At 67.7% G+C, this 22,925-nt stretch carries 23 protein-coding genes and 1 tRNA gene; 10 read left to right on the forward strand and 14 right to left on the reverse strand.

Annotated features, from left to right (window positions below; all coding sequences use genetic code 11):
* From AL3_RS16530 to AL3_RS16555, 6 genes are all read left to right on the forward strand, one after another.
* Window positions 1-555, forward strand: a complete 555-nt coding sequence (locus tag AL3_RS16530; protein WP_066303132.1) for a tripartite tricarboxylate transporter TctB family protein — start codon at window positions 1-3, stop codon at window positions 553-555.
* Window positions 552-2,153, forward strand: coding sequence for a tripartite tricarboxylate transporter permease (locus AL3_RS16535; RefSeq protein WP_083521844.1), 1,602 nt, complete (start codon window positions 552-554; stop codon window positions 2,151-2,153). The genes AL3_RS16530 and AL3_RS16535 overlap by 4 nt, the downstream gene beginning before the upstream one ends.
* Complete coding sequence (locus AL3_RS16540; RefSeq protein ID WP_066303134.1) at window positions 2,150-3,298, forward strand: sialidase family protein; 1,149 nt, start codon at window positions 2,150-2,152, stop codon at window positions 3,296-3,298. Before AL3_RS16535 ends, AL3_RS16540 begins: the two co-directional genes overlap by 4 nt.
* A 64-nt stretch (window positions 3,299-3,362) precedes the next feature.
* Window positions 3,363-4,223, forward strand: coding sequence for a dihydrodipicolinate synthase family protein (locus AL3_RS16545; protein ID WP_066303135.1), 861 nt, complete (start codon window positions 3,363-3,365; stop codon window positions 4,221-4,223).
* A 57-nt stretch (window positions 4,224-4,280) separates the two neighbouring features.
* Entirely contained in the window at window positions 4,281-5,915 is a 1,635-nt protein-coding gene (locus AL3_RS16550; protein WP_066303137.1) for a fucose isomerase, read from the forward strand.
* A gap of 1 nt (window position 5,916) precedes the next feature.
* Complete coding sequence (locus AL3_RS16555; RefSeq protein ID WP_174522154.1) at window positions 5,917-7,416, forward strand: FGGY-family carbohydrate kinase; 1,500 nt, start codon at window positions 5,917-5,919, stop codon at window positions 7,414-7,416.
* A gap of 80 nt (window positions 7,417-7,496) precedes the next feature.
* On the opposite strand, the gene AL3_RS16560 is transcribed toward AL3_RS16555, so the two are convergent.
* The 9 genes from AL3_RS16560 to AL3_RS18550 form a co-directional block, all read right to left on the reverse strand.
* A complete protein-coding gene (locus AL3_RS16560; protein WP_066303139.1) occupies window positions 7,497-9,086 on the reverse strand; it encodes a DUF6297 family protein in 1,590 nt (529 codons plus the stop codon).
* Window positions 9,087-9,088: 2 nt separating this feature from the next.
* Window positions 9,089-9,775: an ABC transporter ATP-binding protein gene (locus AL3_RS16565; RefSeq protein ID WP_066303141.1), complete on the reverse strand. Its 687-nt coding sequence runs from the start codon at window positions 9,773-9,775 to the stop codon at window positions 9,089-9,091.
* A gap of 59 nt (window positions 9,776-9,834) precedes the next feature.
* The gene (locus AL3_RS16570) at window positions 9,835-10,185 is read right to left on the reverse strand and encodes a nuclear transport factor 2 family protein (protein WP_205054070.1); all 351 of its coding nucleotides are present in this window, start codon (window positions 10,183-10,185) and stop codon (window positions 9,835-9,837) included.
* A 36-nt stretch (window positions 10,186-10,221) separates the two neighbouring features.
* Window positions 10,222-12,168: a heavy metal translocating P-type ATPase gene (locus tag AL3_RS16575; protein ID WP_066303145.1), complete on the reverse strand. Its 1,947-nt coding sequence runs from the start codon at window positions 12,166-12,168 to the stop codon at window positions 10,222-10,224.
* A 97-nt stretch (window positions 12,169-12,265) separates the two neighbouring features.
* Window positions 12,266-12,979 (reverse strand): IclR family transcriptional regulator, encoded by a 714-nt coding sequence (locus AL3_RS16580; protein WP_066303147.1) that lies wholly within the window; start codon window positions 12,977-12,979, stop codon window positions 12,266-12,268.
* On the reverse strand, window positions 12,976-13,866 hold the full coding sequence (locus AL3_RS16585; protein ID WP_066303149.1) for a metal ABC transporter permease: 891 nt from the start codon (window positions 13,864-13,866) through the stop codon (window positions 12,976-12,978). The genes AL3_RS16580 and AL3_RS16585 overlap by 4 nt, the downstream gene beginning before the upstream one ends.
* Entirely contained in the window at window positions 13,863-14,660 is a 798-nt protein-coding gene (locus tag AL3_RS16590; RefSeq protein ID WP_066303151.1) for a metal ABC transporter ATP-binding protein, read from the reverse strand. Before AL3_RS16590 ends, AL3_RS16585 begins: the two co-directional genes overlap by 4 nt.
* On the reverse strand, window positions 14,657-15,589 hold the full coding sequence (locus AL3_RS16595) for a metal ABC transporter substrate-binding protein (protein ID WP_066303153.1): 933 nt from the start codon (window positions 15,587-15,589) through the stop codon (window positions 14,657-14,659). Before AL3_RS16595 ends, AL3_RS16590 begins: the two co-directional genes overlap by 4 nt.
* A 143-nt stretch (window positions 15,590-15,732) precedes the next feature.
* Window positions 15,733-15,885 (reverse strand): hypothetical protein, encoded by a 153-nt coding sequence (locus tag AL3_RS18550; RefSeq protein ID WP_157075274.1) that lies wholly within the window; start codon window positions 15,883-15,885, stop codon window positions 15,733-15,735.
* Between the two features lie 209 nt (window positions 15,886-16,094).
* Here AL3_RS18550 and AL3_RS16600 point away from each other — a divergent pair, with 209 nt between their 5' ends.
* The gene (locus AL3_RS16600; RefSeq protein ID WP_066303157.1) at window positions 16,095-16,616 is read left to right on the forward strand and encodes a mycothiol transferase; all 522 of its coding nucleotides are present in this window, start codon (window positions 16,095-16,097) and stop codon (window positions 16,614-16,616) included.
* Entirely contained in the window at window positions 16,613-16,918 is a 306-nt protein-coding gene (locus AL3_RS16605; protein ID WP_066303159.1) for a hypothetical protein, read from the forward strand. The genes AL3_RS16600 and AL3_RS16605 overlap by 4 nt, the downstream gene beginning before the upstream one ends.
* 61 nt (window positions 16,919-16,979) lie before the next feature.
* On the opposite strand, the gene AL3_RS16610 is transcribed toward AL3_RS16605, so the two are convergent.
* Complete coding sequence (locus tag AL3_RS16610) at window positions 16,980-17,309, reverse strand: hypothetical protein (protein WP_151723863.1); 330 nt, start codon at window positions 17,307-17,309, stop codon at window positions 16,980-16,982.
* Between the two features lie 10 nt (window positions 17,310-17,319).
* Window positions 17,320-17,727 (reverse strand): four-helix bundle copper-binding protein, encoded by a 408-nt coding sequence (locus AL3_RS16615; protein ID WP_425481672.1) that lies wholly within the window; start codon window positions 17,725-17,727, stop codon window positions 17,320-17,322.
* Between the two features lie 214 nt (window positions 17,728-17,941).
* Between AL3_RS16615 and AL3_RS16620 the strand changes: the two genes are divergently transcribed.
* Window positions 17,942-18,014 (forward strand) — tRNA-Ala (locus tag AL3_RS16620).
* Window positions 18,015-18,600: 586 nt separating this feature from the next.
* Here the strand turns inward: AL3_RS16620 and AL3_RS16625 are convergent.
* Genes AL3_RS16625 through AL3_RS16635 form a run of 3 tightly spaced genes read right to left on the reverse strand, consistent with a single transcriptional unit; the run spans window position 18,601 to window position 20,214 of the window.
* Window positions 18,601-18,999: a VOC family protein gene (locus AL3_RS16625; protein ID WP_066303165.1), complete on the reverse strand. Its 399-nt coding sequence runs from the start codon at window positions 18,997-18,999 to the stop codon at window positions 18,601-18,603.
* A 40-nt stretch (window positions 19,000-19,039) separates the two neighbouring features.
* A complete protein-coding gene (locus AL3_RS16630; RefSeq protein ID WP_066303168.1) occupies window positions 19,040-19,624 on the reverse strand; it encodes a hypothetical protein in 585 nt (194 codons plus the stop codon).
* The gene (locus AL3_RS16635) at window positions 19,621-20,214 is read right to left on the reverse strand and encodes a hypothetical protein (protein ID WP_151723864.1); all 594 of its coding nucleotides are present in this window, start codon (window positions 20,212-20,214) and stop codon (window positions 19,621-19,623) included. The genes AL3_RS16630 and AL3_RS16635 overlap by 4 nt, the downstream gene beginning before the upstream one ends.
* Window positions 20,215-20,560: 346 nt before the next feature.
* Here AL3_RS16635 and AL3_RS16640 point away from each other — a divergent pair, with 346 nt between their 5' ends.
* Entirely contained in the window at window positions 20,561-22,912 is a 2,352-nt protein-coding gene (locus tag AL3_RS16640) for a transglycosylase domain-containing protein (RefSeq protein ID WP_066303172.1), read from the forward strand.
* The last annotated feature ends 13 nt before the right edge of the window (window positions 22,913-22,925 follow it).

A 22,925-nucleotide genomic window follows, 5' to 3' on the forward strand; every position in this document is an offset into this window, starting at 1 on the left:
ATGAAATCCGCCTCTCCCCAGAGGCGGAGCGATCCGGGTGCGGAGCCTGCGGTTCAGGCTCCGCACCCGGAGGTCTCCGCCCAGCCCGCTGACGCCGGCGAACCGGCCCGCAACTCCCGCCCGCTGGAAATCGGCGCTGCCCTGGTGGTTGCCGCCGTCACCGCCGCGGTGTACCTCCTGGCGAAGAACATCGACGTGCGCATCGAAACGCCAGGCGTCGGCCCCCGCACCTGGCCGGAGCTGCTCGGTGCAGCCGGCTTCGGCTTCTCCGCCCTCCTGCTGGTGATGGCCCTGTTTGGGCGTACCGCCGACCGGAGCGACCTGGACGGCGCCACCCGCACCGGATGGGTACGGCTCCTGGTGACGCTCGCCGCCACCGTCGCGTTCATCGTGCTCTGGCCCATTGTCGGCTTCATCTACGTCGCGCCGCTGCTCATCTCGGCCGTCACCGCCATTGCCGGCGGCCGGACTGTCCGGGCGCTCGCCGTTTACCCCATCCTCGCCACCGCGGGTATCTACGTCCTCTTCCACCTCCTGCTCAAGGTGCCTCTATGAACACGTTCTCAATCGGCATGGAAGCGGTGCTGGATCCGACCACCCTGATCTGCCTGCTGGTCGGCCTGGCCATCGGCACCATGGTTGGTGTTTTTCCCGGCATCACCGGTTCCATGGCCGTCGCCCTGGCCTCCGGATTCACCCTCACCCTGGAACCGGTACAGGGCCTCGCCGTCCTGCTCAGCATTTACGTCGGCGCCAACTACGGGGACCGCATCCCCTCGATCCTGGTGAACACACCGGGCACCCCGGCAGCCATCGCCACCACCTTCGACGGTTATCCCATGGCCAAACAGGGCAAAGCCGGGCTGGCGCTGGTGATGTCCTCCATGGTCTCCACCGTCGGCATCCTGGCCTCCATGGTCCTTTTCATCCTGGCCGCGCAGCCGGTGGCGCAGCTGGCACTGAAATTCGGTCCGCCCGAGATGTTCGCGCTGGTGGTATTCGGTCTGACCATCATGATTTCCATTTCCTCCAAGTCGCTGGTCAAGGGTGTTCTCGCCGGACTGATCGGGCTCACCATCGCAACGATCGGCCGGGACCCCATCACGGGCGATCAGCGGTTCACCTTCGGCCTGAACGACCTGACCGGCGGACTCGACTTCATTGCCGTGATCATTGGCCTGTTCGGCATTGCTGAACTGTTCGACCAGCTCCTCACCTACCGCGAAACGAAGGTCAAGCCGATTTCCTCGCTGGGCCGGGTCTGGCCCACCAAGGCGGAGTACCGGCAGGTGGCTAAGCCCACCGCCCTGGGCACCGGCATCGGCGCCTTCGTCGGCGTCGTTCCCGCTGCCGGCGGCGACATCGCCGGCCTCATCGGCTGGGACCGGGCCCGCGGTATGTCGAAGGAAAAGGAAAAATTCGGCAAGGGGTCCATCGAGGGTATCTCCGCCGCGGACAGCGCCTCGAGCGCCACGCTCGGCGGATCGCTGACCACCACCATGGCCCTGGGTATTCCGGGCGACTCGGTGATGGCGGTGATGATCGGCTCCATGGTGATCTGGGGACTGCAGCCCGGCCCCCAGCTCTTCACCAACCGGCCGGACCTGGTGGTCTCCATCGCAGCCATCATGATCCTGGCGACGATCGTCTCCTTCGGTGTGAGCCTGGTCCGGATGCGCGGCATGGTCCGGCTGATGGACCTGCCCAACCACTACGTCTGGTCCGCGATCCTCAGTTTCTGCCTGGTCGGCACGTACACGGTGACCAACAACGTGTACACCGTCATCGTGATGCTCGTCTCCGGCGTCATCGGCCTGATCATGAAGCGCACCGGGTTCCCGGCCGGCCCGGTGGTTTTGGGCCTGCTGCTGGGACCGCTGGCGGAATCCAACCTCCGCCGGTCCCTGCTGATCGACGGCCCGACCGTCTTCTTCACGCACCCGATTTCCCTCACCCTGCTGATCCTCGCCGCGGTGTCCATCGCCATTCCGATTATCGGAAAGGCCCGGGCGGCCCGCTCCGGGAAGGCCTCGGGATCGCTCGAGGATCAGCTGGTTGACCGCACGGCACGCGAAGCCGGGTACGACTCCGGTTCCGGGACCGGCACCGGCACCGCGCAGGACGCCGAGGCGGATCGAAGCGGCAGTAAATGACGGCGGCAGTGGGGCACCCGGGAATCACCACCGGCGTCGACCGCCGCTGGGTGCTCCCGCCGTCGGACACCCCGGCGCAGCAGTGCCATGCCTCCTCCGTTCTGTCCGTGGACGGCCGGCTGCTCTGCGCCTGGTTCGCCGGCACGGCCGAAGGCACGCCGGACAACCGGATCTGGCTCGCCGCGGCTGACCATACCGGCCGCTGGCAGGAGCCCCGGCCGGTGGCGGGGGAAGGCACCGAAGCGCACTGGAACCCGGTCCTGGCAGCAAGCCCGGACGGCAGCGTCTGGCTCTTCTACAAACGCGGCCCCGCGATCTCGGCCTGGCAGACCTGGTTCCGGGTAAGCCGGGACGCCGGGCGCACCTGGAGCGGCGCCCGGGAGCTGGTTCCCGGGGACAGCGGCGGGCGCGGACCGGTGAAGAACCCGCCGGTCCTGCTGCCCGACGGCGGCTGGCTGGCACCGGGCTCCGAGGAGCGCTGGCTGCCGGGCGGCGCCGTCTGGGACTGCTTCGCCGACCGCTCGGATGACGGCGGCGCCACCTGGGTCAAGGCCCCCATCCCCGTTGACCGGGCCCGGCTGTCCGGCGCCGGCGTGATCCAGCCCTCGCTGTGGACGAAGGGAGACACCGTCGGTGCGCTGATGCGCTCCAGCGAAGGATTTGCCTATGCCGCGGAATCCACTGACGGCGGCAGGACCTTCTCTCCGGCGCAGCCGACGAACCTCCCGAACAACAACAGCGGCCTGACCGTCGCCGCCATCGGCGAGGACCTCCTGGCCTGCGTCCACAACCCGGTCGCCGAAAGCTGGGGCCCGCGCTGCCCGCTGGCAGTGTCCTTCTCCGTGGACGGAACCCGGTGGGGACCGCCGGCGCTGGTCCTGGAGGACGGCCGCACTCCGCTGGAGGGCATTTTCCCCGCTGCCTCCAGCCCGCAGACCGAATCCGGAACCCGAGCTGCCGGATTCGAACCCCGGGACACCGGGGTGATCACCGACGGGCGCGGCGAATACTCCTATCCCTCGGCCACCCTGCACGGTGACCAGCTGATTGTTACCTACACCTGGCAGCGGCGGGGGATCGTCAGCGCCGCTCTCCCCCTTGCCGCCCTCCGGCTCGCTGCGGCCCGCGCAGCGGCACTTTTATGAACCCGCACTTTATTGACACCGCACCATCTGCACCGATCTCCGCACCACCGAAAGGCTCGACCCCATGACCGCACAGATCATCAGCGCCCTCCCGCTTCCCTTCACTGACGACGGGGCTGTGGACTGGTCCGCGTACGAGGCGCTGCTGGCCCGCGTTGAGCCGCACGTCCACGGTGTCCTCGTCGCCGGGACCACCGGGGAATTCCCGGCGCTGGACGACGACGAGCGGCTCGAAACGTTCCGCCGGGCCATCGTGGCCTTCGGTGCGGACCGGGTCATTGCCCACATCGGGCACGCCAGCCCCCAGCAGGTCATCCGGCTCGGCCATACGGCCCAGCGCCTGGGCATCAGCCGGATGGCGACCCTGAATCCGTACTACCTGCCCGCTGACGACGACGCCGTTTACGGGTTCTACCAGGCCGTGACCGCCGCGCTTCCCGGCGTCGACCACTATGTGTACCTGTTCCCGGAACGGACCGGGATCACTGTCGGCGTGGCCGTCTTTGAACGGATCATGCAGCTGCCCGGTGTCCGCGGAGTGAAGCTCTCCGGTGCCGCCAGTGAGGAACTCGAGGCCTACGCCAAGTGCCTGGTGCCCGGCCAGGAGCTCTACTCCGGCAATGACGCCACCCTGCCGTTTGTGATGGCCAGCGGAGGCAGCGGCGTTGTTTCCGGCGTCTCGGCCGCGTTCCCAGCGACCTTCGCCGCGCTGGCGCGCGCCGTCGACGCCTCCGGAGCAGAGGAAACGAAGGCACTCCAGGACACCGTGGAGAACCTGGTCTCCCTCGCCGGTCCCTCCATCATCCGATTGAAGGCCGCCGTCGCGGTGAACGTTCCCGGCAGCTGGCGCAGCCGCATGCCGATGGCCGCGATCGACGGAGCCCTGGCCACAGAGCTGTCCGCCGCCGCCGCCAGCCACGCCTAGACCTTTTTACTTCGCACCATCACCTGATCGACTCGATTCCGATCACAAGGAGAAGCAATGAGCACGTACACCTTCCCAGCTGAACAGCATCTGCCTGCCCTGAAGGAAAAGACCGTTTATACCGTCGCCAGCGGCGACCTGCGGCTGAGCGCGAACCTCGCCGGCTGGGGCACCCAGCAGCAGCTCGAGGCGGACTTCGCCGCCGCCGTCGGGCGCTTTGGATTCACCGTCGAGCGCGCCCACGGAACTAATCCGGAGACCGGCCACGGATTCATCGACAGCCAGCGCGCCGGCATGGACGTTTTCCGCAACATCCCCGCAGAGGCGCCGCTGGTGGTGGTCGACGCCGTCTGGCAGTACAGCCACCATGTCCTCGCCGGCCTGCGCTCGCACCGCGGCCCTATCCTGGTGGTCGCCAACTGGGCCGGGGACTTCCCCGGACTGGTGGGCCTGCTGAACCTCACGGGCTCCCTCACCAAAGCCGGTGTGCCGTACTCCTCGCTGTGGAGCAAGGACTTCAGTGACGACTGGGCCATCGGCAAGGTGGAGGAATGGCTCCGCATCGGCACCATCAACCACGACCTCAGCCATGTCCGCGACCTGCCCGCCCTGCCGGATTCGGAGGAAACCCGGCTGGGTGCCGCGCTGGCCCGGCAGCTCCGGGACGAAAAAGCGATCATCGGCGTGTTCGATGAAGGCTGCATGGGTATGTACAACGCCATCATCGATGACGAGCTGCTGAACCCGCTCGGCATCTACAAGGAACGGCTCTCCCAGTCGGCGCTGCTCGCCGAAATGCGCCAGGTGACGGATGGGGAAGCGAAGGAAATCCGGCAGTGGCTCGACGACGCCGGCTTCACCTTCCACTTTGGGCCCGACGACGCCGAGGACCTCACTGAGGATCAGGTGCACGAACAGCTCAAAATGTACGTGGCCGCCGTCCGCATCGCCGACGACTTCGGCGCCGACGCCATCGGCATCCAGTACCAGCAGGGACTCAAGGACATGGCCCCGGCCTCCGACCTGGTGGAAGGCCTGCTTAATAACGTCTCCCGGCCGCCGGTCCTCTCCCGCGACGGTTCCCGTGAGCTGTACCGGGATGCTGCTCTCCCGCACTTCAACGAGGTTGACGAGGGCGTGGCAGTTGACGCCCTGGTCACCAACCGGATCTGGACCGCCATGGGCCTGGACCCGGCGAACACCCTCCACGACATCCGCTGGGGCGAAGAGTACGACGGCGAGTTCGTCTGGGTTTTCGAGATCTCCGGCGCGGTCCCGGCATCCCACAACGGCGGCTACGACAAATCGTTCGGCCACCGCCAGCCCGCGGTGTTCTTCCCCCGAGGCGGGTCCACGCTCTCCGGCACGTCCAAGCCCGGCGAGATCGTCTGGTCACGCGTCTTCATCATGGACGACGAACTGCACGTGGACCTCGGCCGGGGCCACGTGGTTGCCCTGCCAGAGGAAGAAACCCAGCGCCGGCTCAACGCCACGGACAAACAGTGGCCGATCATGCACGCCGTGCTGCACGGAGTATCCCGCGACCAGCTGATGGCCCGGCACAAGGCCAACCACGTCCAGGTGGTCTACGCCCCGGACGCGGAGACCGCGGACAAGGGACTGGCCGCCAAGGCTGCCCTGTTCCACGAGCTGGGCGTGCACGTGCACCTGTGCGGCGAAGTGGCGCTGTAACGTGTTCGGCTCCTTCCCCCGCAAAGCTGTGCTCGGCGTCGACATCGGAACCAGCAGCAGCAAGGGTGTCCTGGTGGATCTCGAAGGCAACGTCCTGGCCTCCGAGACCAGGGAACACCGGGTCGACCGGCCGCACCCCGGCTGGGTCGAGATGGATGCAGCAGTGTGGTGGGAGGAGTTCCGCAGCATCACTGCTGCGCTGGTGACAGATGCCGTGACAATCGTCGGTGTAGGGGTCAGCGGAATGGGTCCCTGCGTCCTCGTCACCGACGAGCACTCGACGCCGCTGCGTCCGGCCATCCTGTACGGGGTGGACACCCGGGCCACGGCGGAGATCACCGCACTCACCGCGGAGCTTGGCGGCGACGCGGAAATCCTGGGCCGCTGCGGGTCAACGCTCTCCACCCAGGCGGTGGGCCCGAAGCTGGAGTGGCTGGCCGTCCACGAAACGGAGGTCTTCGCCGCGGCCCGGCGGCTGTACATGCCGGCGTCGTGGCTGGCCTACCACCTGACCGGGGAGTACGGGCTTGACCACCACTCCGCCAGCCAGTGCACCCCGCTCTACGATTCGGACGCCCTCGTTTGGTACAAACCCTGGACCGAGCGGATCGCACCGGACCTGGACCTGCCGCCGCTGCTCTGGCCCGGCGACGTCGTCGGACAGGTGACGGCGGCAGCCTCCCGGGCGACGGGCCTTCCGGCCGGCGTTCCGGTGTGCATCGGGACGATCGACGCCTGGACCGAGGCAGTGAGCGTCGGCGCCACCGGGCCCGGGGACCTGATGCTGATGTACGGAACCACCATGTTCCTGGTGCACACGGTCACGGAACGGATCGACGTTCCCGAACTGTGGGGCACCCTCGGTGCCTACGAAGGCACCCGGTGCCTGGCCGGCGGGATGGCCACCTCAGGGGCTATCACCGGCTGGCTGCGGGAAATCTTCGGCTCCCCGGAGTATCCGCAGCTGCTCTCCGAGGCCCAGGAATCCGGTCCCGGCGCGCACGGCATCCTGATGCTCCCGTACTTCGCGGGTGAAAGGACGCCGATCGCGGATCCGGACGCCCGCGGTGTTATCGCCGGGCTCACCCTGTCCACGACCCGCGGAGACCTGTACCGGGCGGCACTGGAAGCGACGGCGATGGGCGTGCGCCACAACATCGAGGCGATGGAAGCCGCCGGCGGCGACATCACCCGGATCGTGGCGGTGGGCGGCGGAACGCAGGGCGGACTTTGGACCCAGATCGTGTCCGATGTGACCGGACGCGAACAGGTGATCCCCGCCCGGACGATCGGCGCGAGTTACGGCGCGGCCTTCCTGGCCGCACAGATCACGGCGAAAGATTCCGTCCGGATCTCGGACTGGAACCCGCCGAGCGAGGTCATCCGCCCCGATCCGTCCCTGCGCGAACGCTATAACGCCCTGTACAGCCTGTACCGCGAGCTCTACGACGCTTCGCGGAACGTCCAGCACCGGCTGGCAGAGGCCCAGCGGATGAGCTGATCCAGCGGATGAGCTGAGCCAGCGGCACAGCTGCTTCAGGCGGCTCGAACCCGGCATGCGATGTGCCGGGTTCGAGCACCCTACTTGGGGTTGGAGTACATCACCACAAGAACGCATACCGCGGAAACGCCCGCCTGGGCCAGCAGCAGCACGCCCGGAGCGTAGCCCAGGAACAGGCCCAGCAGCAGCGGCACCAGCGCCAGCAGTGTAGTGTCCAGCCCGCGGATCATGGATCCGGCCTGGGCGGTTGGCACCGGGCCGAAAACGGTCTCTGCGGGCGGAGCGGTCCAATCGGGCTGGGGGCGGTAGGCGCCCCGCACCGCAGCAGCCCCGAAGCCCAGCCCGGCCAGTGCGCCCAGGGCGATCAGGGCCGGACTGCCCGCGCCCAGCAGCACCAGGGCGGCACAAAACGTCCCGGCCCACACCGCCGACGCCGCTGCCGGCAGCGCAAGCCGGCTCAGCCGCACCACGGCGGGGGAGAGCGGGAGCAGCATATCCAGCCCGGGGGTGATCGCGGTCTGCCGCGCCAGCGCGCCCATTGCCGGCACGGCTGCACAAATGGCCACCGCAACCAGGGCCAGCTGGAGCAGCACCGGCTGGCTGCCGCCGGTGAGGAGCAGCGCGGTGCAGAGGGCCAGCAGCAGCAGCGGCCGGCCCCAGAGCCCGGGAGTACGCAGGAACGCTGTGGTGTCGGCACGCAGCAGCGCACCGAACGGCGTCCGCGATCCTTGCGCATACCAGCGGTGCGCCCGGTGGGACCGTTTGGTGCCGGTGCCGGTGCCGGGTGCGGAGGTGAGGGCCCGGCCCAGTTCGTTGGGATCCATCAGGAAAAGCGCAGCACCGGCATGACCGGAAACGCCTCCGCCGCGGATCAGCTCCCGGCTCGGGATCCGGTCCAGCCGGGGAAAGACCAAAAGACCCAGCCCGACGGCGGCGGCCAGGGCGGCGGCCCCCGCCCAGATCACGCCCGCAGCAGCCAACCCGGGCAGGAAGCTCAGGGCTGCGAGCAACACCAGGCCGGGAAGCGGTCCAGCCGCAGCGCCCAGAACCGCCGATCCCGCATCCGGTCCCAGAGGCCGGGGGCCGAGCCCTGCCTGCCGCACTGCCGCGGCCAGCACCGCGCAGAGTGCTGCCAGTCCGAAGACGGCGGCACCGCCCAGCTGATCCGCCGGCCCCGCATCGAGGTTGGTGATGAAACCGATGGGTAAATAGAGCACGGCTGCACCGGCCCCCACCAGGAGCAGGCGGCGGACCAGCCGCCCGGCAATCATCGGACGCCGGTCCACGGGCAGGCTGAGCCACCAGTACCCTTCGGCCGGAGCCACAGCGGCCGGGCCAAACTTCCGGGCCATACCCAGCACCGCCACCAGGGCCGCGAAGACCAGGACGATGGATGCGGCGCCGTCGGGCAGGTCAATCCACGGTGCCTCCGTCAGGGTGCGCCCGGCATCCCCGCCATTCCAGACTGTGGACACCTGCTCCCGGAGTGCCAGCACGAGTCCGGCTGTCAGGGCGCCGACCGTTCCCGCCGCCAGCAGGGCTGAGTAGGCGTCGATGAGGACATCGCGGATCCGGGTGCGGCCGCGGGTGTTGCTCCGTGAAACCTGGCGGGTAAACCGGACCGGGTTGAAGGCGGTGGGGTCCGTCCCAACGGCGGCGTCCTGCGCCACGGTCAGCGTCCGGCGATTTCCGCGGCGGCGCGCTCCGGGGCGATCTCCCGCACGTCGTCGTCAATAAGCAGGCAGCGGTCGGCCGTGGCCAGGAGCAGGGCCGGATCATGCGTGACCAGCAGGACGGTCCCGCCTTCGGCGGCGTAGGCCTTGATCCGTTTGCCCAAGCGTTCGCGCATCACCGGGTCCAGGCGCTGCTCCGGTTCGTCCAGGATCAGCAGCGAGGAGGGGCGGATCAGGGCGGAGGCCAGCAGCAGCCGGCGCCGCTGCCCGGAGGAAACAGCGGCCGGAACGGCATCAGCCCTGTCCACCAGGGCGAAGAACTCCAGCTCTGCCTCCACCGCGGCATCGGGATCCGGAACCGAGTGTCCGCGGGCCACCAGCTGAAGGTGTTCCCGCAGGGAGAGGGAGGGAAAGAAGGCGTCCTCGTCGAAAAGCGCGGCAACCTGCCGGCGGAACGGGATACCGTCTTCGTTGACCGGCAGCCCATGCACCCGCACCTCGCCGTCGAGCATTGGCTGCTTGCCCGCGATGGTGCGGGCGGCGGTCGACTTGCCTGCGCCGTTGAAGCCCACCACGCCCAGGACCTCGCCGGCGCCGGCTGCTGCGGTGATGGATCCGCAGACAGGAGCGCCGCCGTACCCCACGCTGAGATCCGAAATTTCGAGCACAGCCCCCGCAGCAGTCATGCCTTCAATCTAGCGGACGGCCGAATCGCTCACCGCCGGCCGGGTCTACCGCGGCAGGGTCAGGGAACCGCCACCATGTAGGAGTCAACCTCGCTGATCAGGCCGTCCCGGAAGGTCAGGACGTCGCAGTAGTTGAAATGGACCGGCCCCACGTTTGGATGGCTGCTGTGGCCTGAACCGGTTATCACCGTGGTGTTCCCGGAGCTGATCATGCGCTCAATACTGAGGTCCGGGCTGCCTTCGAACCCGGGAGCGCCAATCTCGGCGTCGAACTCCGGTTTGCCCCGGGTGGTGCGCGCACCGTGGATGCGCCAGACGACGTCGTCGGTCAGGCAGGCGAGAATCGCCTGGTGGTCGCGGTGGCGGAAACCGTCCATGTAGCGCTGGACCTGTTCCTCCTGAATGCTCACGGGAGACCCCCTCCTGCGGGTCGGGGAGGTTCCGGATCAGCCGGAACCTGAGACTGCAGCCGTCTGTACAGTAGTCCTTTTCGCCGTCCGCTGGAACAGCTTCCGGCCATGCAGCGCCCGCAGCGCGTTGAGTATCGCCACCAGGTCCACGAGCTCCTGGGTCAGGGCGCCGGCGACGGCAGGAATGAATCCGAAGGCGGCCACGAGCATCAGCACAATGCTCAGCGCGATTCCGAGCCAGATGCTGCCCAGCGCCACCCGCAGGGTCCGCTGGCTGATGTCCACGGCAGCGGCGACCTTGGAAATATCGTCAGCGACAATCACGACGTCGGCGGACTCGCTTGCGGCCGTGGAACCACGCGCGCCCATGGCGATGCCGACGTCGGCCGCCGCGAGCACCGGGGCGTCGTTGACGCCGTCGCCCACCATGATCACCGGGCGGTGCGGCAGCGCCGCGACGGCGGCGACCTTGTCCTGGGGCAGCAGCTCGGCCTGGACCTCCGTGATTCCGACCGCGGCCGCCATGCTCTGGGCCGTGGCCAGTCCGTCGCCGGTGAGCATCACGGTGTCAGTGATGCCGAGGCTGCGCAGCCCGTCCAGGGTCGCCGCGGCGTTATCCCGGGCGGTGTCGCTCATGACCAGGGTGCCGGCGAACCGGCCGTCCACGCTGAGGTAGACACCCATCTGGCCGGGGGAGAGGTCCACCGGCCGGGTCTGTGGGTCCACTTCGGCAACGAACCGGCGCTTGCCGACCCGCACCGTACGGCCGCCGATGAGCGCTTCGACGCCGTTGGTGGCCACTTCCTGGGCGGTGTCGGCGGGAACCGGCTGCAGCCCGCGCTGCTCGGCTGCAGTCAGCACGGACGCCGCGAGGACGTGGGAAGAATACTGTTCAGCTGACGCGGCCAGGGCCAGGAGCCCGTCTGCGGTGAAACCGGGTTCCGGGTTCACCGCCACCAGCTCCGGCCGGCCGTAGGTCAGGGTGCCGGTCTTGTCGAAGGCCGCACTCTTCGCCCGGGCCAGCTGCTCCAGCACCGCGCCGCCCTTGACGATGATGCCGCTGCCGGCCGCCCGGCTCATCCCGCCCATAAAGGCAACCGGGGCCGCGATCAGCAGCGGGCAGGGTGTTGCCAGCACCAGGACTTCGGCGAACCGGACCGGATCCCCGGACACCGCCCAGGCAATTCCGGCGATCAGCAGGGACACCGCCGTGAACGGCACGGCGTACCGGTCGGCCAGCCGCACCACCGGAGCCTTGGACTCCGACGCTTCCTGCACCAGGGCCACGATGCGCTGGTACTGGCTGTCCGCCGTCGTCGCAGTGGCCTGGATCCGGATCGCGTGGGTGCCGTTGACCGAACCGCTCATCACGGTCCCGCCCTCGGTCCGGGCCACGGGCATCGACTCACCGGTCAGTGAGGATTCGTCAAAGGACGCGGCCTCGGAGAGCAGGATGCCGTCCACCGGCACCACTTCGGCCGGTTTGACCAGCAGGATATCCCCCACGGCGACCTCTGTGGCTGGAATGTCCTCCGCCAGCCCCTGGGCGTGGTTGTGGGCGCCGGGGTCCGGATCGCCGGTATCCGCGCCGGAAGGCAGGCGGTGGGCGACATTCGGAGCACGGTCCAGCAGGGCATTCAGCTCGCGCTTGGCGCGCCCTGCCGCGTAGTCCTCCAGCGCTTCTCCGCCGGAGAGCATCAGGACAATGATCAGCGCCGCAATGTACTCGCCGACAGCCACGGTGGCGAGCATGGCGACGACGGCCAGGATGTCCAGGCCCCAGTGTCCGCGCAGGATGTCCCGGACCATGCCCACACCCGTCAGCCCCACCACGCCGAGGGTAAAGAGGCTGGCAATCCATGCAGCGGCCGTCTCCGCGCCGGTCCCGAGGAGGAGCAGGACGGCGGTGATCACCACCACGGTGGCGGCGACTATCGGATAACGCCGGAGTGCCCGGCTGACAGACAGACGGTTGATGACCATGCCTTTGTTGTATGCCTCCGCGCACGGCTTTTCCAGCAAGAGAAAGCTTGCCTAACTGCGCGCCAGGCAAGGATTCAGGCCACGGCCCGGGTTCGGCTCAGCGCAGCTGCGCTTCGATCAGCCGGACGCTCTCCATCAGCCGGGCGCCAATGCCTGCCTCGTCCTTCCCGGAGCCGAAATACACCACGGAGAGCGACGCCGGCAGCTGGCCGGGCACCTGGATCGGTGCGGCGACGGCTCCAACACCGTCAATCACCTCGCCGAAGCTGGTGGCGTAGCCCCGCCCGCGGGCGAGCCGGGCTTCGGGCCGGTAGGGCTGGCCCGGTGCGAGCCGGTTCCAGTGCTCCTCGGTGACCGCTGACTGGATGGCGATCCCGGGCGCGCCGGCCGTGAACGAATGCCGGGTGCCGGGCCGCTGGATCAGCGCGGCCCGGCTGTGCCGGGGTTCCACGGTGACCAGGGTGACGCAGTCGTGCTGGTCCCACACTGCGATGAACGCCGTCATGGACAGCTCGTTCGCCACGATGGTCAGCTCCGGCAGCGCCGCGGACTGCAGGTCGCGGGAGACTCCCCGGGCCAGCGCGGCCAGTCCCGGAGCGGCGGAGACCCGGCCCGCGTCGTCGCGCATCACCAGCGAATGCGCTTCCAGGGTGCGCAGGATCCGATACGCAATCGAGCGGTGCACGCCCAGCCCGGCCGAGAGTTCAGCGATGCTCAAGGGTGCCTCCGAGTCCGCCAGCAGTTCCAGCGCCTGAAGGCCGCGGGAGAGGGTTTGGGACTGGGAACCGGCACCCGTGGACGCAGAAGTCATGCGCCAATCATAGGCTCAGTCGCCTGCCCGGCGGCTGCCCGGCTCCGGCGTCGGGCCGCCAGCGCACGGCCCACCACACCCTGGCGCGGACTGAACAGGTACGCTAGAGCGAACGCGCAGCCCTGGGCCAGCACCACCATGGCACCGGTCGCGGTGTCCAGGTAGTAGCTGGCGTAGATCCCCGCCACGGCGCACGCCGCTGCCATCAGCGGGGCAATGACCAGCATCCGCGGGAACCGGTCGGTCAGCAGATACGCGGTGGAACCGGGGATGATCAGCATCGCCACCACCAGGACCACGCCCACGGCCTGGAGCGCGACGACGGCGGTCAGCGCCAGCAGCCCCAGCAGCGCCGCGCCCAGCAGCCGCGGATTCAGCCCGACGGCGTGGGCATGGGTGGGGTCGAAAGCGTACAGGGTGAAATCGCGGCGCTTGAACAGCAGCACCGCCAGGGTCAGGGCGGCGAGGATGCCGATCTGCAGCAGGTCGCCCGAGCTGACGCCGAGGAGGTTGCCGAAGATGATGTGATTCAGGTCCGTCTGACTGGGCGTCACCGAGATCAGCACCAGGCCGGCGGCGAAAAGCGTGGTGAACACGATGCCGATCGCGGCGTCCTCCTTCACCCGGGAGGTATCCCGGACCAGGCCGATCAGCCCTACGGCCAGGAAGCCGAAGACCACGGCGCCGACGGCGAACGGCACTCCGGCGATGTAGGCCAGCACCACGCCGGGCAGCACGGCGTGGGAGACGGCGTCGCCCATCAGCGACCAGCCGATCAGCACCAGCCAGCAGGAGAGCACCCCGCAGACGACGGCGGCGATCACGGCCGTGGCCAGGGCACGGACCATAAAATCGTAGGCCAGCGGTTCCAGCAGCAGATCGATCATAGCCGGCTCCCGTCCGCGGCGGCGGCCGTGGCGGCATCCGTGCCGGCGCCCGCCATCACATTGAGCCCGAACGCCCGGGCCAGCTGCTCCGGCTGCAGCACCTCCTCCGGGGTCCCTTGGGCCAGGACCCGGCGCATCAGCAGCACTGCTTCATCGGCCAGCCGGGGCAGGGCGTGCAGATCGTGGGTGGAGACCAGGATGGTGCGGCCTTCAGCGGCGAGCTGGCGCAGCAGGGCGGTGATGGTGGCTTCGGAACGTTTGTCGACGCCGGCGAACGGCTCGTCCAGCAGCAGCACCGAGGCGCCCTGGGCGATTCCGCGGGCCACGAACGTCCGCTTTTTCTGCCCACCGGAGAGCCGGCCGATCTGCCGGTCCGCGAGGTCCTGCAGCTCCACCCGTGCCAGGGCGTCATGGACCGCTTCCCGGTCCGCCGCACGCGGACGGCGGCTGGGCCCCATGTGTCCGTAGCGGCCGGTCATCACCACGTCCCGGACGGAGAGCGGGAAGCTCCAGTCCACCTCTTCGCTCTGCGGGACGTAGGCCACCAGACCGGCTTTCCGGGCCTTCGCGGGCGGCATCCCGGCGATCCGGACTTCTCCTGCAGCGGGTTTGAGCAGGCCCATCAGCACTTTGAAGAGCGTGGACTTGCCGGAGCCGTTCATCCCCACCAGGCCGCAGACCCGGCCCGGATCGACGGCGAGGCTGACGCCGTCGAGGGCTGTGACGTCGTCATACCGGACCGTCACCGCCTCCAGTTCCAGAGCCGGTGCCGCTGGGCGGGCGGCCGGCTTCATGAAGCGCTCCCGGTGAGGGCGGCGACGATGGTGCGGGTGTCGTGGCGAATCAGATCCAGGTAGGTGGGAACCGGGCCGCCGGCCTCGGAGAGCGAGTCGACGTAGAGGGTGCCGCCGAACTCCGCATCGGTTGCCTCCAGGGCCTGCTGCATCGGGGCGTCCGAGACGGTGGATTCACAGAACGCTGCCGGGACGCTGTTTTCCGTGACGAACCCGATCACGGCGGTGATCTGCTGCGGGGTGGCCTGCTGTTCGGCGTTGACGGCCCAGATGTAGCGTTCGGTGAGGCCGGCGTCGCGGGCGAGGTAGGAGAAGGCTCCTTCACAGGTAACCAGCGCCCGCTGGTTCGCCGGCAGCGCCCCGAGGTCCGCGAGCAGCTGGTCCTGGATGTCCTGCAGCTCGGCCTTATAGGTTTCGGCGTTGGCCCGGAATGCTCCGGCGTTGTCCGGGTCGAGGCCGGCGAAGGCATCCGCCATGTTGTCCACGTACACCATGGCGTTCAGGGGAGACATCCAGGCGTGCGGATTCGGCAGTCCTGCGTAGGCATCTTCGGTGATGCTGATGGGCTCCACGCCGTCGCTGACGGTGATCCGCGGAACGTCGAGGTCTGCCGTGAACTGCTCGAACCATGCCTCGAGGTTCATGCCGTTGTCCAGGATGAGGTCCGCCCCCGCGGCGCGGCGGATATCGCCCGGGGTGGGCTCGTAGCCGTGGATCTCCGCGCCGGCCTTGGTGATCGATTCGACCTGGAGATGGTCGCCCGCGACATTGCGGGCCATGTCCGCCAGCACGGTGAAGGTGGTCAGGACCACGGGTTTGTCCCCGGCACTTTCGGCGGAGCCGGAGGCGCCGGCACAGGCGGAGAGGGCGAGCAGCAGTGCGGCGGCGGGCAACGCTGCCAGCCGGCGGGGCAGGGAAGGAAAGGGCATGTGCAGAACCCTAAGTTCGGCACGCTGATTAAACAAGTTCGGCATGCCGAACTTTACGAAACCGTGGGTTCGCAGACGTTGGGTTCAGCAGACGCTGTGGTCAGCAAGCGGTGGACTCAGCAGGCGACTGGGACTGGCAGCGGTCAGGGGAGCCGGCGGCGGCTCAGGAGCCCGGAAATGAGGAGGAGCATCCCCCCGGCCAGTGGCCAGAAAAGGTACATGGAAATGATTCCGCCGAGGAAAGCGGTTACCAGGACAGTGATCAGCACACCGATGACCAGCAGAATCCCCGCCACGATCCGTATCCGCCCACGGTGCGGGGGAGGGATGGGAGGGAGCCAGGCGGGACGTTCGTCAATCCACTCCATCGAAAAAGTCTAGGACCGCTTCTGCCGCTTGGAACGGGTGCGTGGTGTTTTTCTTCCCCTGCGGTGGAACGATGTCCGCAGGGTAAGAATCCATCCGGCGGCCGCCGTCGTCGTCCAGTGATCCGAAGTGGAGTGCCATGGAATCGAGCGACCTGCTCATTGACGCGTACGGGCGCCTGCCCGGGACCATTCGGCGGGTCCTTCATGGCCTGCCCGTGGAACAGCTGAACCACCGGCCGTACCCGAAGGGAAACTCGATTGCGTGGCTGATCTGGCACCTGGCGCGGGTCGAGGATGCCCAAATCGCGCCCATGGCAGGGCACCAGCAGGCCTGGACGGCGGAGGGATGGGCAAACCGGGTGGGGCTGCCGCTGATGGTGGAGGACACCGGTTACGGGCACACCTCCGAGGAAGTGGCTAAGGTCCAGGTGCAGTCCGCGGAGGTGCTGCAGGGATATTACGACGCCGTGAACGCGCGGACCATCGCCTTCGTCTCGGGGCTGACACCCTCGGACCTGGACCAGGTGGTGGACACCTCCTGGGATCCGCCCGTGACTCTGGGGGTCCGGCTGGTCAGCTCCCTGGCCGACTGCCTGGAACACGCCGGACAGGCAGCCTACATCCGCGGCATGCTCGCGGGCGGAAGTATGGAGCCATGAACATACTTGCGGACCTCGCCGAGACCTTCCGTACCACCGCCGTCAGCAAGGCCTACGGCGGGCCCGTGCAGGTCGGCGGTGAAACCCTGGTGCCGGTGGCGCTGGTGCAGGCCGGTTTCGGCGGCGGCGGAGATGCCGACGGCGACGGCGGCGGAGGAGCCGGGGGACTGGTGGTTCCACTGGGTGTTTACGCGGGCCGCGAGGGAGGCCCCGCGGTGTTCCGGCCGAACCCCGTCACGCTGATTGCGGTGATGACACCGATCGTCTGGATTCTGGTGCGGGGCCTGCGCCGGCGGAAATAGCCTGCGGGAATACGAGGCAACGGGCGGCGCTCGCGGAACTGACCGGCGCTCGCCGTCGTCCTCAGATACGGATGTAGGCTGCGCCGGTGAACTGGGCCTGGGCCAGCGCAACAACCGCGGCAGGAACGGTCAGCACGGCTGGCCGGAGCTGGTCCACGGTGATGCCGCGTTTACCCATCCCGACCAGGCAGGCTTCCACTTCGGTGTTCGCCGGCAGGACCACTGGATCAGTGCCCGTGAGGCCGTCCAGTGCGGCGCCGTTCACGATCACCCGGATGCCGGTCTGCGGCTGACCGGCACCCAGCGTGGCCGCTGCCGCCAGGGCGCGCTGCACGTCGCCGGGGTCGTTGGAGGCGTGCAGGACCACTACGTCACGGTATTCCTTGCTCATGTAACGGAACCTAAGCGGAAATCGTCAGCAGCACCGCGTCGCAGGCGGCCGCGCAGCGGTGGCAGGCCTGGGCACAGATCCGGCAGTGGTCGTGGGCGGCCGCGTGCTGTTCGCATTCTTCGGCGCTGCGGCGGCAGGCGGCAGCGCACGCCCGGATGAGCTCAACTGTGGAGGCATAGTCCTTGCCCGCCCGGGACAGGACCTTTCCGGTGGCCGCGCAGACCTCGGCGCAGTCCAGATCGGTGCGGATGCAGCTGACCATGTCTCCGAGCATGTCTTCGCTCAGACAGGCATCGGCGCAGGCGGTGCAGGTCTGCACACAGTCGAAGCAGGCCTCGATACAGGCAGCCAGAGCTTCCATGTCGACGTTGGAATTGCCTGCCGGATGAGAGGTCAGCATGTCTTTGATCTGGCTCACGGTGTGCTCCTTAATAGGTTCCGGGCGGCAGCGCCGGGCGGGTATCCGCACCCCCGCTGCACCCGGCCGCGCACTCCTCCGAGCCTAGCCAAGCAGTTCGGGGGGCCTCAACCACACCGGCAGATTTTGCCCCCAACCTAGGCGAGTGCATAGAATCGGCGTAGCCTGACAAGGCTGTTATCCGATGTATATCCGGCGCTTCGGTGCCGGGCACGGGGCTTTAGCTCAGTTGGTAGAGCGTTTCGTTCGCAATGAAAAGGTCAGGGGTTCGATTCCCCTAAGCTCCACAGTTGGCACCCCGGTCTTCGGACCGGGGTGTTTTTCTTTGTCCTGGTGTCCTGGTGTCCTGGTGTCCTGGTGTCCTGGTGTCCTGGTGTCCTGGTGTCCTGGTGTCCTGGTTTCCGGGGGGTCCCGGGGCCGGAGGGTCCGGGACGGCGGCAACGAAAATCCCTGCTCGCAGGGCTCGCATGGATTATTAAAGCCGCCTTCCCTCGGCCCCTCCACCCTTGGCCATCCGGGGCTGGTCAGCCCCGGTCCCTTAATTGCAGTCCTCCCCAGGGTCGATCGTCAGCCCGGTCCCTCCAGCCTCAGTGGTCCACCCAGCCCCGCAGGTCCCGGATCCGGCGCGGGGTCGGGACCCGGCGAACACGCGTTCCCACTGTTTGTTCGCTCCTGTGGCTGGTGTGACCACATTGGCCCCACGAGGCTACAAAGAGTGGGAACCCGTGTCGCCCAAGGGGGAATCCCGCGGAGTTTCAGCGACGGTCGTCCCGGAGCGTTCAGAGGCGGACGGGCCGGCCTAACGGGCAGGCTCGGCTTATCCTGCGGTTCAGGCGGGCCGACCTAACGGGCATGCCCGGCTCATCCTGCGGCTCAGCCGGCGTCGAGCGCAGCGAAAAGGTCGATGGAGTTGCCGTCGGGGTCCAGGATCGTCGCATAGCGCTGGCCCCAGTGCGCGTCCCACGGATCAACGTGACCGGCATAGCCGGCAGCGGTCAACTCGGCGTAGGCCTGATCGACGCCGGCCGGAGTCCCTTTGTCGAAGGCCAGCGCGATCCGGTGCCCGCCGGAGGGAAGTGCGTAGCCGGCGTCGAAGCCGCGGATCGTCTGGACAGTGTCCCAGGCGAGGGTTGTACCGCCGCTGAGCTGGGCGTCGACGTGCGGAGCCTCGTCCTGACCAGCAGCGATGTCCACGCCGAGAGCGCGGTAAAAGGCCAGGGAGGCCGCCATGTCCTGGGTGACGATGCCGATGAATCCGAGTTTCAGTGTCATGGCCCCAATATAGGTGGACCGCTCGCCCCGATGAGCCGGGTTACGCAGACTCCCGCCCGTGCCGGTAGCCCCGGCGTACCTCCGCGATGGCCCGGGCGATGTTGGGGTCACGTCCCGAGGCAGTCATGATGGTGTCGAAGTCCGTCAGCCCGATGTCCCCGTACCGGCAGGTCACCTCTATCTCCGTCCGCTTGGGGCTGCGCGCCCGCACCGGCTGCCCGGCAAGGGCAGCATGACCTGCCAGCGCCGCCCGGCCGGTGCGAACCATCCGCAGCTCGCCGCCGACGTCGTCCGGGAAACGGAACGTTTTCCCCTTCCGTGCGGTCATCAGCGCCCGCCACTGCTCGCGCCGCACCTGCGGTGCGCCGGGGAAGAACTGGGCGACGGCGTCGTTCAGTGCGGCGGTTTCCGTCTCCTCCCGGCGCGGGCGCAGGACGAGTCTCTCCCTGGCGATCAGGAGGGGGTAAACCACCAGGAGAATGGCCAGCAGCACGGCGATGACGTTGAACCCGCCGAAGATCACGAAGGCCGCAGCGGTGAAAATGAGCCGGCTGACGGCCTTTTCCGAATAAGAACGCGGCGGGGTGAATGGCACTCCAACACGCACGCTCGATTCTTCACTCATTCCCATCCGCCTTTCAGCTCTGCCAGGGCTTCTGCTTCCCGCGCCAGCCGGGTGGCCTCACGCAGTTCTTCGTCAAATGAGTTCCCGGAGCTGTGCAGGCCAGGGGTTGCAGAACCGCCCAGTCCGTCCAGCCGGGTCCGGCTCTGTTCCACGGTGACCGCCAGCCGCAGCTGTGCCTGAGCCTTCACCAGATCGGAGATCAGCTGCTGCACCCGTTCGAGCCGGGAACGGATATCGGTGAGATGGGCGCCGGCCGTGGACTCCCGGTCCATCGCCAGGCTGTGCATCCGGCGGGCCGTGGCGGCCAGGGTCAGTGCGGCCTGCGAGGCGTTGGTGGGCCCGGCCATCACCGATTCCACGGCTTCCCTGCGCAGCCGGTAGGCCTCGGCAACTGACGCGAAATGAGCGGAGGCTTCCACGGCCACCCGTTCCTGTTCGTCCAGCGTCCGCCCCGCGGCCTTCGCGGAGTTCATCGCGGTAACCAGGCGGGCATGGATTTCTTCATGGTTGCCGTGCGGTGGCGGCGGCGTTTTGAGCCGGCCGTCGACTGTCTTTCGCAGGCGGCGCAGATCCTGGAGTAATCGAGCCATGATTCTCCTAGTCCGGTGTAGCTCCGGGCTTCACTGGACGCCGGTGTCCAAGTCAGCAGGTCCGGCAGTAGAACCGGTAGGGGGTTCGCTGCTGTCCGCCGCCGCTCCCGGGCGTCACAAGGAAGTGTGCAGGAGTCTAGCAGCGGCAGACCCCCGCGGGGGATGGGGTCCGGAAGATTAGTTGGGACACAGCAAAAACCCCGGGTGCCAGGACCGGAGCATGAAACCGGTCACTTTCGCTGCCGGCGAATTATCCTCTATGCCCGCTTGGGTGCAACGGTAATGCACAGTATTGGGCCGCCAATCAATCTAAAAATCAAAGGTTCCTGGGTTATGCTCCCTTATCATGGCTGCACGTAAATCTTCCGTGTTCACCACGGCAACCACCTTCGGACGACTGCTTTCCTTCCTGGGAGTCAGTGTGCTCTGCGGCGTGCTCGTTGCCGGGCTGTTCGTTCCCATGGCCGCGGGGACAGGTTCGGCGGCCTCGGCCTCCATCAAGTTCTTCGATGGACTGCCGGCAGAACTGGAGCGGGCCACCCTGGCGACGCCCACCCGGATCCTGGCTTCCGATGATTCACTCATCGCGACCCTCTACGAGGAGAACCGCCAGCCGATCACCTTCGATCAGGTCTCTCCCCATATGGTGGACGCGCTTCTGGCCATCGAGGACTACCGGTTTTACGAACACGGCGGCGTCGATGTCGAGGGCATCATGGGCGCCCTGGCCAGCAACATTTCCAGCGGAACCAACCGCGGTGCCTCCACCATCACGCAGCAGCTGGTCACCAACGTACTGATCAACTCCGCCAACGAACGCGGCGAGGAAGCCACCTACAGCGGCAGCAAGGGTATTTCGGACAAGATCCGGGAGATCCGGCTGGCCATCGCCGTGGAAAATGAGATGTCCAAGGACGACATCCTCGAGGGCTACTTCAACATCGTGCAGTTCACCGGCAACACCTACGGTGTCCAGGCGGCGTCGAAGTACCTTTTCAACAAAGACGCCAAGGACCTGAACATCCAGGAGAGCGCACTCCTCGCTGGCCTGGTGAACGGGCCGAGTATGTATGATCCGCAGTCGAATCCGGATGCGGCACTGGAACGGCGCAACCTGGTGCTCGGCACCATGCTGGAGCACGGCAAGATCGACCAGGCCCAGTACGACGCCGCTGTTGCCACCGGCCTGGACCTGAACATCACCCCCACCCTGAACGGCTGCGTCGGCGCCGAGCAGGCTCCCTACTTCTGCGCGTACGTGGAGAACCTGGTCCTGAACAGCGAAGAGTTCGGAAACACGGACGACGAGCGCAGATCCGTGCTCTACCGGTCCGGCCTGACCATCAAAACCACCCTGGATCCGCAGGTCCAGCAGGCGGCGCAGGATGCCGTCAACGAGACCGCCAACCCGGACACCACTGACGGACAGGTTGGCCATTCGATGATCAGCCTGGAGCCGGGCACCGGAAACATCCTCTCCATGGCGCAGAACACCCGGTACAACCCGGGGGAGAATCCCGGTGACTCCGTGCTGAACTTCAACGTGGACCAGTACCAGGACGGTGATCCGGAGAAGAGCCTCGGCGGGGTGGGCGGATTCCAGCCCGGCTCGACGTTCAAACCCTTCACGGTGGCGGCCTGGGCCGACGCCGGAAAGTCGCTGAACACCCAGCTGGACGGCCGGAAGAAGACCTATCCGGCCGGCGACCGCTGGACAGCCAGCTGCCTGGACGGCGGCAACTTCGTGGTGGGCTCGGAGGGATACACCCCGCAGAACTACGGCGATACCAACTACGGTGACGCCACCGTGCTGCGCGGCCTCGCCCAGTCGCTGAACACCATCACCATGTCCTCTGCCAAGCAGCTGGACCTGTGCCGGATCATGAACATCGCCGAATCCATGGGCATCCACAACGGCAAGAGCGCCTCCGGTCAAGAGGAAGCGCTGACCGTGAACCCGTCGGCGCTGCTTGGCGGTGTGGAAGACGTCTCTCCGATGGCCATGGCCCAGGCTTTCGCAGGATTCGCCGCCGAAGGCAACGTGTGCGAGCCGCGCGCGCTCGTCTCGGTCACAGCCGCCAACGGCGACACATACGAGGTTCCCGAACCCGAGTGCGATCAGGTCATCAGCAAGGAAACCGCCCGCGCCGTGAACTATGCGACGCAGGAAGTGATGAAGTCGGGGTCCGGTTCGCTGCTGAACTACGGCAACCAGCCCATGGCCGGCAAAACCGGTACCAATGACAGCCGGTCACAGACCTGGTTTATCGGCTACAACTCCGGGATGGCCACGGCCAGCTGGATCGGCAACTGGAAGGCCGGCACCGCGTCGCTGTCCGGACTGGAGATCGGCGGCCGGCTCTATCCCGAAATTGACGGTTCGCTGATCGCTGCTCCGTCCTGGGCCAAGTTCATGCAGCAGGTCGGAGACCTGCACTCGGGTGAACCGTTCGCGAACCCGCCGAGCAATCTGCTGACCAATCCGAGCCCGAGCCCCAGCCCGTCTGAATCAGACGATGAGAAGGACGAGGAAAAGGACGCGACGCCGTCGGCCACGGCAACGCCCCGGCCGACGATTAACCCGACGCCGACCGCTCCTGCACAGGAGCCGTCGCCCACCCAGGCGCCGACTCCGTCCGCAACCCCCTCAACCACGCCGAGCGAGTCCGAAGCTGCACCGGCACCCGGGGCGGGGTAGCACCCGCGCCCCA

It is taken from the genome of Arthrobacter luteolus NBRC 107841, from assembly GCF_001552075.1.
GTDB lineage: Bacteria > Actinomycetota > Actinomycetes > Actinomycetales > Micrococcaceae > Arthrobacter_B > Arthrobacter_B luteolus.